The sequence below is a fragment of the Rhodoferax ferrireducens genome (assembly GCF_003347515.1).
Lineage (GTDB): Bacteria > Pseudomonadota > Gammaproteobacteria > Burkholderiales > Burkholderiaceae_C > Rhodoferax.
Genome location: NZ_QEII01000298.1, coordinates 193,388 through 206,382, shown reverse-complemented (window position 1 = coordinate 206,382; position 12,995 = coordinate 193,388). Strand labels below are relative to the sequence as shown.

Genomic DNA, 12,995 nt, shown 5'->3' with positions numbered 1-12,995 from the left:
CAAGCATGAGCGCCGTATTGAAATCCGTCAAAACCCAAGTGACAACCCTGGCCAAGGCCTCCGTTAAAGCCCCGGCCAAAGCCGCCGTGAAGGCCGCCCTCCAGGCCGTCGCCAAAGTCGAAGACTTTGTTGTCGCCGACCTGAGCCTGGCCGCCTGGGGCCGCAAGGAATTGAACATTGCCCAGACCGAAATGCCCGGCCTGATGGCGATTCGTGAAGAGTTCGCCAAGGCCCAGCCTTTGAAAGGCGCACGAATCACCGGCTCGCTGCACATGACGATCCAGACCGGCGTGCTGGTCGAAACCCTGCAAGCCCTCGGCGCTGAAGTGCGCTGGGCTTCCTGCAATATTTTCTCCACCCAGGACCACGCCGCGGCGGCCTTGGTGGAAGCCGGCACCCCGGTGTTTGCCTACAAGGGCGAGACGCTGGTTGACTACTGGGATTACACCCACCGCATCTTTGAATTCAGTGGCAAAAAAGGCACTGCGGCTGAAGGCCCGAACATGATTCTGGACGATGGCGGCGACGCCACTTTGCTGATGCACCTGGGTGCCAAGGCCGAGAAAGACATCAAGGTGCTGGCCAAGCCCGGCAGCGAAGAGGAAATCTGCCTGTTCAACGCCATCAAGGCCAAGCTCAAGCTGGACCCGACCTGGTACAGCCGTCGCCTGAAAAACATCATCGGCGTGACCGAAGAAACCACCACCGGCGTGCTGCGCTTAAACGAAATGGCGGCCCGTGGCGAACTGGCCTTGCGCGCCATCAACGTCAACGACTCGGTGACCAAAAGCAAGTTCGACAACCTGTACGGCTGCCGCGAATCCCTAGTGGACGCCATCAAGCGCGCCACCGACGTGATGATTGCCGGCAAAGTGGCTTGCGTCGCCGGTTACGGCGACGTCGGCAAGGGCTCGGCCCAAGCGCTGCGCGCACTCTCCGCGCAGGTCTGGGTGACGGAGATCGACCCGATCAATGCGCTGCAGGCCGCGATGGAAGGCTACAAGGTCGTGACCATGGAATACGCGGCCGACAAGTGCGATATTTTTGTCTCCTGCACCGGCAACAAAAACGTCATCACCTACAAACACATGGCGGCCATGAAGGACCAGGCCATCGTCTGCAACATCGGCCACTTTGACAATGAAATCGACGTCGCTTCGCTGTCCAAATGCAAGTGGGAAGAGATCAAACCGCAGGTCGACCACGTCATCTTCCCGGCCAAGGGCAAGACCCCGTCCAAACGCATCATCCTGCTGGCCAAGGGCCGTCTGGTGAACCTGGGTTGCGGCACCGGCCACCCCAGCTTTGTCATGTCGTCCAGCTTTGCCAACCAGACCATCGCCCAGATCGAACTGTTCACCAAGCCCAAGGAATACAAGACCGGCAAGGTTTATGTGTTGCCCAAACACCTGGACGAAAAAGTGGCGCGTTTGCATCTGAAAAAAGTCGGCGCCATGCTGTCTGAACTCACGGACGAACAAGCCGCCTACATCGGCGTGAGCAAGGCTGGCCCTTACAAAGCCAACACGTACCGCTATTAAAAAAACCGGCATTGGATTGCGGGAGGGACCTGCAATCCATGCCGCCTCGCTTTTCTTCTGAATGACACCTACACATCATGCGTGCTGACCAATTACTCGTTCAACGGCAACTTGCCAGCACGCGCTCGCAGGCCCAGCGCCTGATCGCCGACGGCGTGCAGTGGCTCAAAGGCACTGAATGGAAGACCGTCACCAAAAACGGTGACGAGATTCCGCTAGAGGCTGAACTGAAGCTGCTGGACGACTCTGAGGCGCGCTATGTGTCGCGTGGCGGCCTGAAGCTGGAGGCGGCGCTGAAGCAGGTGGGCTTGTCCGTGACCGGGCTGGCTTGCCTGGATGTTGGTCAGTCGACCGGCGGCTTTACCGACTGCCTGTTGCAGCACGGCGCTGCGTCAGTGGTGGGTGTGGACGTGGGCAGCGCCCAGCTGCATCCGCGTCTGCGCGAAGACCCGCGTGTGTTGTGCGTCGAAAAGGTCAATGCCCGAAATCTGGGTGCTGCTGATTTAATAGCTGCTTACGCAGACAGCACGGGGGCTGACGGCCAATTTGATGTTGAAGAGGATGATGAAGACGGTGCCGAGTTCGCGCCCGAGTTTGACCTGATCGTGGCCGATCTGTCCTTTATTTCGCAAACCCTGGTGTTGCCGGCCATCGTGCCTTTGCTGAAAAGCGGCGGCACACTGCTGACGTTGGTCAAACCCCAGTTTGAGCTGCAACCCGGTCAGGTGGGCAAGGGCGGCATCGTGAAAGATGCCAGCTTTTACCCGCTGATTGAGCAGCGCCTGCGTGACGCCTGCACAGCACTCGGCCTGACCGTGACCGCGTGGTTCGACTCGCCGATTGAAGGCGGCGATGGCAATCGCGAGTTTTTCATTTGCGCCCGCAAACTGAACGCTTTGTAAATCTACATTGACGTCATTGCGAGCGTAGCGTGGCAATCCACGACTCCTGGTTTGCCACGCTACGCTCGCAATCACGAATTAATAAGTGCCTCAACATGACCGACATCACCCGCACCCCTTTGAGCATTGAATTCTTCCCGCCCAAAACCCCTGAGGGTGTGGAAAAGCTGCGCCTGGTGCGTCAGCAGTTGTACGCCCTGAAACCCGAGTTTTGCTCGGTCACCTTTGGTGCGGGGGGCTCCACGCAAGAGGGTACGTTCAACACCGTGCGCGACATTCTGGCCGAGGGCGTGAGCGCCGCCTCGCACTTTTCGTGCATCGGTGCCACCCGTGCCACCGTGCGCGAGCAGCTGGCCACGCTCAAAGCCATGGGCGTGAAACGCCTGGTGGCCTTGCGCGGTGACCTGCCCAGCGGCTATGGCGCGGGTGGCGAATTCCAATATGCCAGTGATCTGGTGGCGTTCATCCGGGCTGAGACCGGCGACGATTTCTTCATCGAAGTAGCCGCCTACCCCGAAGTCCACCCCCAAGCCAAGTCGCCCGCGGCGGACCTGCAGGCCTTCGCCACCAAAGTCAAAGCCGGCGCCAACTCCGCCATTACCCAGTACTTTTACAACGCCGACGCCTACTTCCGCTTTGTGGAAGAGGTCGATGCGCTGGGACTGAGCATTCCCGTGGTGCCCGGCATCATGCCCATCACCAGCTCGACCCAGCTCATGCGCTTCAGCGACGCCAGCGGCGCCGAGATCCCGCGCTGGATTCGCCTGCGCCTGCAAAGTTTTGGTGATGATGTGGTCTCGATCAAGGCCTTCGGCCTGGACGTGGTGACCGATCTGTGTGAGCAATTGCGTGCCGGCGGCGCACCGGGACTGCATTTTTACGCCATGAACCAGAGTGTGGCGACGGTGGAAATTTGCCGACGGCTGGGTTTGTGACCCCGTAACCGGGGCGGTGCGGATGATCCTGCAAGATGTCGGATTAGCTTACAGTTTCGCGCGATAGTTGGATCAAGCCATTTCGGCAAGTCCTCGAAAAAAGCCTTAAGTCATTGATTTGGCATGAATTTTTTGGCTATGGCTTTGTCCCGGCGCAGTTCATGCTACTCAGTCTGGTCAGGTGGACGCTTGATTGGGCGGCTTTAGGCCGATTGCACGAATTGTGCGTGGAATGGTCGCTGATATTGCCGAAGCATGAAACACATAAATTCACAAAGCAAAACACCGTCTTTGGCGCATGGGCGGGGCGCTGACCGATTCGATACGGAGTTGCCGGTCGAGATCGGTGGCGTTCAGGGCCTGACCCGCAATATCAGCGCCACCGGTATCTATTTCGAAACTGAAATGACGCAGGATCCAGGTTCGCATGTGCATTTTTCTGTTGAGGTGCATGTCCATGGGCAGAGGCAAAAGCTGGCTTGCGATGGTGAAGTGGTTCGGATCAATCGCAAGCACGGTGTATTGGGCGTTGCGGCCAAGCTCATGAGCTCTTTTTTTCTCGATGCGGCCGATGTCATTGATGTCAACGCAAGCTCTTTGGCTGGCAAGCATTAAGATTAGCCCGAATAAACGGGTTCAAACATCGATCTATGAAAATACTTCTGACGGGGGCGGCTGGCTTCATTGGCATGACCACAGCACTGCGCCTGCTGGCGCGTGGCGATGAAGTGGTGGGTTTGGACAATCTCAATGATTATTACGACGTCACCCTGAAAGAAAGTCGCCTCAAGCGCCTGACACCCCACGCGGGTTTTCGCTTCGTCAAGCTGGACGTGGCCGATCGACCGGGCATGGCTCAGCTCTTCGCTACCGAGAAATTTGATCGCGTTATTCACCTGGCCGCCCAAGCGGGTGTGCGCTATTCCCTGCAAAATCCGCACGCCTATATCGACAGCAATATCGTGGGTTTTGTAAACATCATGGAGGGTTGCCGCCACGAAGGAGTTCAGCACCTGGTTTACGCGTCAAGCTCCAGCGTGTATGGTGGCAACACCAAGATGCCGTTTTCCGAGCACGATAGCGTGGATCACCCCGTCAGCTTGTATGCCGCCACCAAGAAGGCCAACGAGTTGATGGCGCACACCTACAGTCATCTGTATGGGCTGCCCACCACCGGTCTGCGCTTCTTCACCGTCTACGGCCCCTGGGGCCGGCCTGACATGGCTTTGTTCCTGTTTACCAAGGCCATTTTGGAAGGACGACCCATCGACGTGTTCAACCACGGTGATATGAAGCGTGACTTCACTTACGTGGATGACATTGTCGAGGGCGTCATCCGCGTGCTGGACCGGGTGGCTGTCGCCAATCCCGCCTATGACCCCGCTTTGGCTGATCCGGCCACCAGCAGCGCGCCTTACCGCGTGTTTAACATTGGTAACAACAACCCGGTGCCGCTGCTCGATTTCATTGCCTGCATTGAAGATGCGCTGGGCAAGAAGGCTGAAAAACGCCTGCTGCCCCTGCAGGATGGCGATGTGCCGGCAACCTATGCCAATACCGATGCCCTGCAGGATTGGGTTGGCTTTGTGCCTGGCACCAGCGTCCAGGACGGCGTCGCGCGTTTTGTCGCCTGGTACCGCGACTATTACACGGTGTAAAAACAATCACGGCGCAGTTTGGCAGTGCTTGACCAGGCCCCGCGCGGCGGCTTCGCACAGGTCAAGGACGCGCTCAAAGCCTTGGACGTTGCCGTAATAGGGGTCAGGAATGTCGCGGACGTCCAAGCTCTGGGCGAACTCGAGAAGCAACCTTAATTTGTGCGATTGCTCAGCAGGGCAGATCCGCAACAGATCGTTCAGGTTTGCATGGTCCATCGCCAGTACCAGGTCATAGCGCTCGAAGTCGCGTTCGGTGACCTGACGTGAGCGACTTTTACCTATTCGATATCCACGTCCAGACAGCGCCGTGGCAGCCCTGGGGTCAGGGTGCATGCCGCAACGACCGACATGGGTCCCGGCCGAATCGACCTGGATATTGCGCGCAAGACCCGATACTTCCGCCAGATGCAAGGTCACCGCCTGCGCCATCGGCGAGCGGCAGATATTGCCCATGCAGACCATCAGTAGTTTCGTCATTGGAGGATATCTCAGAACGCTCATTTTCTGGGAATTCGTAACAGACACTTGCCAATTTTCGGGTTCTTACGGCAAGCGAAAGCGTATCAGCTTAGTCGATCATGCACTTGGCTTCAGATGAGGAAGCGGTAATAATTGATAAAAAGAGCGAAGTTCAAACAGCTAGGATCGCACCGTCTGAGAAAGCCGTTGTGCAATCACGAATAGGGGCGATGCATGACAGAACAGGCGGCGGAGAAAACGGTAGATCACCGGCCGGTGGCCATTCTTACGCGAGTCGAAAAGACCTATCACATGGATACAGTTAGTGTCCCGGTGATCAAGGGGGTTGATATCCTCATCCGCCGGGCATGTTTTACGGTGCTACTGGGCCCTTCGGGCAGTGGCAAAACGACCCTGCTCAACATGATCGGCTGCATCGACAAGCCTGACATGGGCGAAATCATCGTGGCGGACTGCAAGGTGGGCGACTTGACAGACGATGCTCTGTCGGATTTTCGCGCCAAAAATATCGGGTTCATTTTTCAGAATTTCAACTTGCTACCTGTCCTGAGCGCGTATGAGAACGTCGAATATCCTTTGTTGCTGGCAGGCGCCTCGGCAAAGAAACGGGGTGAACGGGTCCCCAAGCTGCTCGACGCGGTGGGCTTGAAAGACAAAGCAAAATATTTTCCGGGCCAATTGTCTGGCGGGCAACGCCAACGGGTGGCCATTGCCCGCGCCTTGGCCCGAAAGCCCAAGTTGGTTATCGCTGACGAACCAACGGCCAATCTGGACAGTCAGACTGGCGCCGCCATTCTGACCTTGATGCGCCAGATGGTGGATCGTTACGAGGTCTCCTTTGTATTTTCGTCCCATGATCCTGATGTGATCAAGGCCGCTGACGACACGATTTTTCTGAAGGATGGAGCGATTCACGGCATTCGTCGCCAAGGCGAGGAAGACGCGCCATGATGACCTTGTCCCTGGCTGTGCGCAATCTCTTGCGCAACCGTCGCCGCTCGTTGGCCACCTTGTTGGCGATGGCGATAGGCGCCGCCTCGATACTCTTGTTCGGCGGCTTCAGCACCAACGTCAATTACGAGTTGCATACGAGACACGTGCAAAAGGGGGGGCATCTGCAAATTCAGCATCGGGATTTTTATCTTTACGGTAGCGGCAATCCGACGGCCTATGGCATAGCCGACTACACAAAGGTCCTAGATGCCATTCAAAGCGATGAAGCGTTGCAAAAAATGATCTTAGTAGCGACACCAACCTTACAGTTTGGCGGTATTGCGGGCAATTACGCGGCCAGCGTGTCCCGCACTATCATCGGCCATGGGTTTGTTGCAGAAGACATCAACCGTATGCGGCGCTGGAACGATTTTGATCTACGCACCAAGGCTCCGCTGTCTGCCCTGGAAGGGGCCGCAAAAGATGCCGCCGTCGTAGGTACTGGTGTGGCGCGGGTATTGCAGTTATGCGATGCGTTACAGATTGCCCGTTGTCCCAAGCCCGAAAAGGAAGCGAAGTCCGACGGCGCCAGTTTGCCGGACGACGTCGCCCAGCTCAGCCTGCAAGAAACGCCGGTTGCATCCGCCTCTGGCGGGGCCAGCCCACGCAGGATTGAAGTACTGGTCGTTAACGCTCGGGGCGCACCGAATGTCACGTCATTGGAAGTGATTCGTGCCGAAGATCAGGGCGTCAAAGAGCTGGATGAAGTCTCCATGATGATGCATCTTGCGCAGCTGCAGCAGTTGATCTATGGGAAATTACCACCCAGTGCAACTTCGATCATGCTTCAACTGCGCCACTCTGATCAGATTCCGGCGGCGCTGGCGCGTCTGGCACCGATACTGGCCAACTTTTCCTCCCGCCAACCGCTGGCTGTGTTGGACTTCAGGGCGCTGAATCCTTTTTATGTCCAGACCATGCAGATGTTTGACACCATATTTGGTTTCGTTTTTGTTCTGATTGGGGGCATCGTTTTATTTACGGTCAGCAACACGATGAATACCACGGTTGTTGAACGTACTGTCGAGATAGGTACCCTGCGTGCTATTGGGCTGAGGCGCGCCGGAATTCTTCGCTTGTTCGTGACGGAAGGAGCCCTGCTTGGCTTGTGCGGGGCTTTGCTCGGCGTTGTGCTGGCGTTGATGTTGTCTGTCATCATCAACCAGATCGGTATGCCTTGGTTGCCACCAGGCAACGTTGAGTTGGTGCCGTTCACGGTCAACGTCTGGGGGGAAAATCGCATGATCATTGGCACGACCTTCGGCCTCATCGGCATTGCGATCCTGTCGGCTTGGTGGCCCGCGTACCGGGCCGCGCACCTGGATGTGGTCGAGGCCTTGCGCCACGTCTGATAGAGAGAGGTCCACGATCATGAAGTCATTCGGTCTGTTTTTATTTTCGTTTCTATTTGGGTCTAGCCTGGCATGGTCCGCGCCGAGCGCGGAAGAGATACTGGCCGCCAGCGATGCCATTCGCAACCCGGGACGCCCGTTCAGCGTTACCGTCACCTTAACTGAATTCCAGGCGGGCAAGCAGGTCGACACCAGCACATTGACCAGCTACTCCCGGACGCAACAGCAGGGCGGCCAGTTCGCCAGCCTGATCCGTTTTGTCTTGCCCGCGCGGGACGTGGGCAAGTTAATGCTCAAGAACGGCAATGACATGTGGTTTTACGATCCGACCAGTAAGGCGAGTGTTCGTCTGTCCCCGCAACAGCGCTTGTTGGGGCAGGCGTCCAATGGCGATGTGGCTACCGTGAATTTAGCGAAAGATTACAAGGCGACTTGGGTGGTCGATGAGGATATTCAGGATGGCGAGCGCCGCACACGCAAGGCACACAAACTTGCCCTCACGGCAGCGGCACCGGATGTCACCTATGCCAGCATCGAGATATGGGTTGACGTTGAAAACAACCGGCCCCTCAAGGCGCGCTTTTTCGCCGAATCGTCGCGCCTGCTCAAGACGGCCTACTACCGCCGCTTTCAGCCCCAACTCGGCGCCGAGCGCCCGACCGAGACCGTGATCATTGACGGTCTTAATCCCCAGTCGGTCACGCTCATGCGCTTTTCTGACTACAAGGCACGCGCCATTCCTGATACGTGGATGCAAAGAGATTACCTGCCTCGCTTCCAACCGGACTAAGCCCATGCGCTCATTCACCCATGCCGTTTATTGTTCCTTTCTCGCGGTGGCATTCACCCAGGCGATGCCCGCTCTGGGCGCAGACGCGGAGGTTGAGGCCCTGAGCCTGGAAAGCGCGCCAGAAGTAGCTCCTGAAGCCGCCCGCAACACCAAGTTTTTCATCGAGGGCGCAATCGGCAACGCCAGTCAACGCTACTTGCCAGACAGTCGCAACATTGGACGCGGATCGCTGGATTTTTCGCATTCGGCATCGCTTGCGCCGGGTTTTCGCGCCATCATTTCTGACCGCCTTGATCACGTTCATCCCAGAGATGCAGGTGCTGATGAGACCGTAAACAGCCTGCGCGAGGCCTATTTGAGTTGGCAGCCCGAGAGTGAAAACACAGTGTTGGAGTTTGGCCGTATCAATCTGCGCTATGGGCCGGGCTACGGCTACAACCCCACCGATTTTTTCCGTGACGGCAGCTTACGCGTCGTGACCACCGCTGATCCTTTTGCGCTTCGCGAAAATCGACTTGGCTCGGTCATGTTGCGTGCACAAAGCCTCTGGACCAACGGTTCGTTATCAGTTGCCTTTTCACCGAAGTTGGCAGATCGCCCCAATCCGGACGGCTGGAGCCTGGACCTAGGGTCAACCAACAACCGGGACCGCGCCTTGATCGCGCTAGGCACTCAATTTTCGCAACGCATTAGTAGCCAAGTGCTGGTTTATAAGGAAAACGGGAGGTCGCCGACGCTGGGCGCCAATTTGACGGCCTTGCTGTCGGACGCCGCAGTAGCACACATGGAATGGTCGCGAGGCAGTGAGCCCGACTTGCTGAGCCGCGCATTGGCTTTCCCGGTAAGCGCGACCACGCGCAATCGCTTTGTCAGTGGGATCACCTACACCACGCGTAGCAAGTTGTCCGTCACGGCCGAATACCAGTACAACGGCTTTGGCCTGAATCAGTCAGACTGGGCTGCCCTTGGCTTAGCGCCACAGACCCAGCTGACGTACCTGCGTGAAGCCCTGCGGCTCCAGGAATTGGCACCCCAGCAGGCTTACCTGATCTATGTCACGCAAAAAAGTCTGCTATTTAAGGACTTGGATCTGACCGCATACCTTCGTCTCAATCCAGGCGACGAGAGTCGGCTGGCCTGGATAGAACTGCGCCATCACTGGCCGAGCTTCGATCTGACCTTGCAGCTGCAGCAGAACATCGGCAACCCCACCAGTGAATTTGGAATATTGCCGGATCGCCGTGTAATCCAAGTCTTGGGAGCCTACTATTTCTAAGTTAGCGAAGTAATCGGCCCGTTGCCGCAAATCGCGCCGAAGAAACACGTGTTGGCGTTGTTGTTGCATGGTGGAATGCGGTGCCGCTGAAGACCGATGTAGCAATGGTGCCAATTGCCCGCAAGTTAGCGTGGTCCTGGGTGACGTCATCGACATTGGTGAATCGGTTCGGCGGTTTGCAACTGCTGCACCGATATGCCGTTTGAGAGGGTGAGCAAGACGACGTACCCGATGCGGCGCCACATTCCAGCTTGTTTGATGGAGCAAAGTATGGCCAAACGCAATCTCATTGTTCCCCTCAAACCGGGAAAGTCTCGCGTCGCCCTGACGATCACCCACCCCAACGCCGCTGGCATCGATATCGGCAGCGCATCGCATTTCGTGGCCGTACCGCCCAATCGTGACGACCAACCGGTGCGCGAATTCCCCAGCTTCACGGGCGACCTGAATGTCTTGGCCGACTGGCTCGACGCTTGTGGCGTGGACACGGTGGCGATGAAGTCCACCGGCGTCTACTGGATACCTCTGTTCGAACTGCTGGAGCAACGCGGTTTCACCGTGCTGCTGGTCAACGCGCGTTACGTCAAGAACGTCTCGGGACGCAATTCCGACGTGCTGGATTGCCAGTGGCTGCAGCAGCTCATGACTTATGGCTTGCTCAGCGGCGCGTTTCGACCCGCCGATGTCATCTGTGTGTTACGTTCGCTATGGCGCCAACGCGCCATGCTGCTGTGCAGCCAGGGTCGCCATGTGCAGCACATGCAAAAGGCGCTCACGCAGATGAACGTGCAGCGGGCCAATGTCATCTCGGACGTGGTGGGCGAGACCGACCAGAAGATTTTGCGCGCCATCGTCGCAGGTGAGCGTGACGGTCTCGTATTGGCAGCGATGAAGAATGTGCGTATTCACGCCAGCATCGAAGAGATTACCAAAAGCCTGCAAGGCAACTGGCGATCTGAGCATCTGTTTGCACTCAAGCAGGCGCTGGACGCGTTCGATTTCATCGCTACTCAGGTGGCTCAGTGTGACGTCCTGATTGAGGCCCAGTTGCAAAGTCTGCAGGCTCATGACGGGGAACCGGCCAAAGGCAAAAAGCGCGGATGGGCGCGCAACGCACCAAAGTTCGATTTGTGCACGCAGCTCTTCAAAATGTGTGGCATGGACTTGACACGCATCGACGGCATCGACGTGACCACGGCACTGGCGGTGATTTCAGAGACTGGTGCAGATATATCGCGATTCCCCAGCGTTGGCCATTTCGCGAGTTGGCTGGGTCTGTGTCCGGGCACCAAGATCACCGGCGGCAAAGTGATGAGTGGCAAGGCCAAGCGGGTCGCTAACCGCGCCGCGCAAGCGCTGCGTTTGGCTGCGGCTGCGCTGCGCAGCAGCAAATCGGCGCTCGGTGCGTATTGCAGGCGCATGTGCTCACGCATGGACAAACCCAAGGCCGTGACAGCCGCCGCTCACAAACTGGCGCGGCTGATCCACACGATGCTGACCAAAGGCGAGGAGTACACCGACCAAGGACAGGATTACTACGAAGAGCGCTACCGCGATCGGATCCTGCGCCAATTGACACAACGCGCCACCAAGATAAGATGGGCATGAAACTCGTCGCCGTTGAATAAGCCGTATAAAAACGCCATTACAAATCAATCACTTGGGTGGTGTTTCTTGAGAGATATTCCGTGCAGTGAAGTTTGGTTTTTCAACCGGTATCCGACTCAAAATGACAAAAGGCCCCGCTTCATGGCGGGGCCTTTTGAGTGTGTGCCCGCTCCTTTCTGCGGGTCTTGAAGATCAGCTCTGACGACGCCGACGGCCGACCGCACCCAGTCCCAGCAGTGCAGCACCCATGAGGACTAAGCTGCTCGGCTCGGGCAGATCCTTGACGAACGAACCGTCGCTCCTGGTGTGGAACTGAAACTCGCCAGCACCCAACCCCCCAGCACCGAAGACGCCTAGGATAGCGGCGGTGTTCGAGAAACAGCTCGCTGACCCGCCGGAATCAGTGCAGACGTGGTTATTTCCGTCGGCAATGCCTACTACCAAACCGTCAATGCTCAGTCCTCCCGTACTGACCTCGAAGTCTCCAAGGGCAAGATCGTCGACTAGGTCCATGGTAACGTCGATGGTGCCGTCAGGAAGGTTATTGCTGTTCAGACCTCCGCTGGGGCTACGAGTCACCCCATGCTCGGCTAAGAGCGCGGCACCGAGAACGCCATTGCCGTCAAGGAAGGTGGCCAAGCTCGCGAAGTCCGCAGTAGTGAACCCGGCACCCGAGTCGTAAAGGAAATTGATGATGCCACCGTTGGCGACCGAATAGGTGTTAGCGGTCAGTTGCGTCCCGGTGAGCTGGGCCGTCACTGTGATTTCCCGTAAGGTTTGGTAGCCAGGTTGGCTGCTGACATTGCCGCCAAGAAACAACTGGTCAATACGGATGATGATGTAGTCGACAAAAGCATCACCCGCAGAGACCACACCAGCACCGGTTCCCACCCCCTGTCCAGCGCCGTCCGTGAACCTGACGACGCTTTCGGCCGTGAATTTCAGTTCATCGGTCGGGTTAGAGAGCAGAACGGCCGGGGCAACGCCTAAGGCCGTATTGGCCGCACCCCAGTCGTAGGACCAAGTGAGCGGGGCGGCGAAGGCACTCACTTGGGCTAGCGCGGCAATGGACGCCGCGATCAGCGATTTCTTAAGCAGTCTCATATGGTTTCTCCTTGTCAGGGTGGGTTAAGGTTTAGTCGGAAGCGGAGGCTAGAGACCAGCTCTATAAGCAAAACACGGGCCAAGTTTTGGTGGTCCTGCCTAACGCGTTGATTTACAAAGAAAATTCATCAACATCGTGTCGAACTACAGTGTGCCACCCGCACAGGTCGGATTGCGATGTAAAGGAATTCGACAGCCATTTACTCCGTTGGTGTGCCCTGCGCTAAGCCAGCCAGAAAGCGCAGGGCCTTTTTATCATCCGTTAAATTACCCCAGAGCAAGTGTTCTTCACAGCTCATCTTGTCAGGAAGGACGTTGGGTGGTGCAGTGCTCATCCCAGGAGGCGCTGTAGTAAT

At 57.3% G+C, this 12,995-nt stretch carries 12 protein-coding genes; 10 read left to right on the top strand and 2 right to left on the bottom strand.

What is annotated here, in order from left to right; all coding sequences use genetic code 11:
- The first annotated feature begins 5 nt into the window (after positions 1 to 5).
- The 5 genes from ahcY to C5P05_RS21350 all read left to right on the top strand — a co-directional run bounded on the left by ahcY (position 6) and on the right by C5P05_RS21350 (position 5,036).
- Positions 6 to 1,541 (top strand): adenosylhomocysteinase, encoded by a 1,536-nt coding sequence (ahcY, locus tag C5P05_RS21370; protein WP_232834609.1) that lies wholly within the window; start codon positions 6 to 8, stop codon positions 1,539 to 1,541.
- 77 nt (positions 1,542 to 1,618) lie between these two features.
- Positions 1,619 to 2,443, top strand: a complete 825-nt coding sequence (locus C5P05_RS21365) for a TlyA family RNA methyltransferase (protein ID WP_114971857.1) — start codon at positions 1,619 to 1,621, stop codon at positions 2,441 to 2,443.
- A gap of 95 nt (positions 2,444 to 2,538) precedes the next feature.
- Positions 2,539 to 3,378: a methylenetetrahydrofolate reductase [NAD(P)H] gene (gene metF, locus C5P05_RS21360; RefSeq protein WP_114971856.1), complete on the top strand. Its 840-nt coding sequence runs from the start codon at positions 2,539 to 2,541 to the stop codon at positions 3,376 to 3,378.
- A gap of 255 nt (positions 3,379 to 3,633) precedes the next feature.
- Complete coding sequence (locus C5P05_RS35315) at positions 3,634 to 3,993, top strand: PilZ domain-containing protein (RefSeq protein ID WP_114971855.1); 360 nt, start codon at positions 3,634 to 3,636, stop codon at positions 3,991 to 3,993.
- Between the two features lie 35 nt (positions 3,994 to 4,028).
- The gene (locus C5P05_RS21350; protein WP_114971854.1) at positions 4,029 to 5,036 is read left to right on the top strand and encodes an NAD-dependent epimerase; all 1,008 of its coding nucleotides are present in this window, start codon (positions 4,029 to 4,031) and stop codon (positions 5,034 to 5,036) included.
- Between the two features lie 6 nt (positions 5,037 to 5,042).
- On the opposite strand, the gene C5P05_RS21345 is transcribed toward C5P05_RS21350, so the two are convergent.
- Positions 5,043 to 5,513, bottom strand: a complete 471-nt coding sequence (locus C5P05_RS21345; protein ID WP_114971853.1) for a low molecular weight protein-tyrosine-phosphatase — start codon at positions 5,511 to 5,513, stop codon at positions 5,043 to 5,045.
- Positions 5,514 to 5,807: 294 nt separating this feature from the next.
- Between C5P05_RS21345 and C5P05_RS21340 the strand changes: the two genes are divergently transcribed.
- The 5 genes from C5P05_RS21340 (at position 5,808) to C5P05_RS21320 (ending at position 11,535) form a co-directional block, all read left to right on the top strand.
- Positions 5,808 to 6,467, top strand: a complete 660-nt coding sequence (locus C5P05_RS21340) for an ABC transporter ATP-binding protein (RefSeq protein WP_232834607.1) — start codon at positions 5,808 to 5,810, stop codon at positions 6,465 to 6,467.
- Positions 6,464 to 7,861 (top strand): ABC transporter permease, encoded by a 1,398-nt coding sequence (locus C5P05_RS21335; protein WP_114971851.1) that lies wholly within the window; start codon positions 6,464 to 6,466, stop codon positions 7,859 to 7,861. The genes C5P05_RS21340 and C5P05_RS21335 overlap by 4 nt, the downstream gene beginning before the upstream one ends.
- Before the next feature lie 19 nt (positions 7,862 to 7,880).
- Complete coding sequence (locus C5P05_RS21330) at positions 7,881 to 8,651, top strand: outer membrane lipoprotein-sorting protein (RefSeq protein ID WP_114971850.1); 771 nt, start codon at positions 7,881 to 7,883, stop codon at positions 8,649 to 8,651.
- A 4-nt stretch (positions 8,652 to 8,655) separates the two neighbouring features.
- Complete coding sequence (locus C5P05_RS21325; RefSeq protein ID WP_114971849.1) at positions 8,656 to 9,927, top strand: hypothetical protein; 1,272 nt, start codon at positions 8,656 to 8,658, stop codon at positions 9,925 to 9,927.
- 270 nt (positions 9,928 to 10,197) lie between these two features.
- On the top strand, positions 10,198 to 11,535 hold the full coding sequence (locus tag C5P05_RS21320; RefSeq protein ID WP_114971848.1) for an IS110 family transposase: 1,338 nt from the start codon (positions 10,198 to 10,200) through the stop codon (positions 11,533 to 11,535).
- A gap of 192 nt (positions 11,536 to 11,727) precedes the next feature.
- Here the strand turns inward: C5P05_RS21320 and C5P05_RS21315 are convergent, their stop codons facing one another.
- The gene (locus C5P05_RS21315) at positions 11,728 to 12,639 is read right to left on the bottom strand and encodes a PEP-CTERM sorting domain-containing protein (RefSeq protein WP_114971847.1); all 912 of its coding nucleotides are present in this window, start codon (positions 12,637 to 12,639) and stop codon (positions 11,728 to 11,730) included.
- Between the last annotated feature and the right edge of the window lie 356 nt (positions 12,640 to 12,995).

Coding starts and splice junctions, on each gene's coding strand:
- C5P05_RS21345 (WP_114971853.1), bottom strand. CDS start 5,513: ATGACGAAACTACTGATGGTCTGCATGGGCAATATCTGCCGCTCGCCG.
- C5P05_RS21365 (WP_114971857.1), top strand. CDS start 1,619: ATGCGTGCTGACCAATTACTCGTTCAACGGCAACTTGCCAGCACGCGC.
- ahcY (WP_232834609.1), top strand. CDS start 6: ATGAGCGCCGTATTGAAATCCGTCAAAACCCAAGTGACAACCCTGGCC.
- C5P05_RS21340 (WP_232834607.1), top strand. CDS start 5,808: ATGGATACAGTTAGTGTCCCGGTGATCAAGGGGGTTGATATCCTCATC.
- metF (WP_114971856.1), top strand. CDS start 2,539: ATGACCGACATCACCCGCACCCCTTTGAGCATTGAATTCTTCCCGCCC.
- C5P05_RS21325 (WP_114971849.1), top strand. CDS start 8,656: ATGCGCTCATTCACCCATGCCGTTTATTGTTCCTTTCTCGCGGTGGCA.
- C5P05_RS21315 (WP_114971847.1), bottom strand. CDS start 12,639: ATGAGACTGCTTAAGAAATCGCTGATCGCGGCGTCCATTGCCGCGCTA.
- C5P05_RS21320 (WP_114971848.1), top strand. CDS start 10,198: ATGGCCAAACGCAATCTCATTGTTCCCCTCAAACCGGGAAAGTCTCGC.
- C5P05_RS21335 (WP_114971851.1), top strand. CDS start 6,464: ATGATGACCTTGTCCCTGGCTGTGCGCAATCTCTTGCGCAACCGTCGC.
- C5P05_RS21350 (WP_114971854.1), top strand. CDS start 4,029: ATGAAAATACTTCTGACGGGGGCGGCTGGCTTCATTGGCATGACCACA.
- C5P05_RS21330 (WP_114971850.1), top strand. CDS start 7,881: ATGAAGTCATTCGGTCTGTTTTTATTTTCGTTTCTATTTGGGTCTAGC.
- C5P05_RS35315 (WP_114971855.1), top strand. CDS start 3,634: ATGAAACACATAAATTCACAAAGCAAAACACCGTCTTTGGCGCATGGG.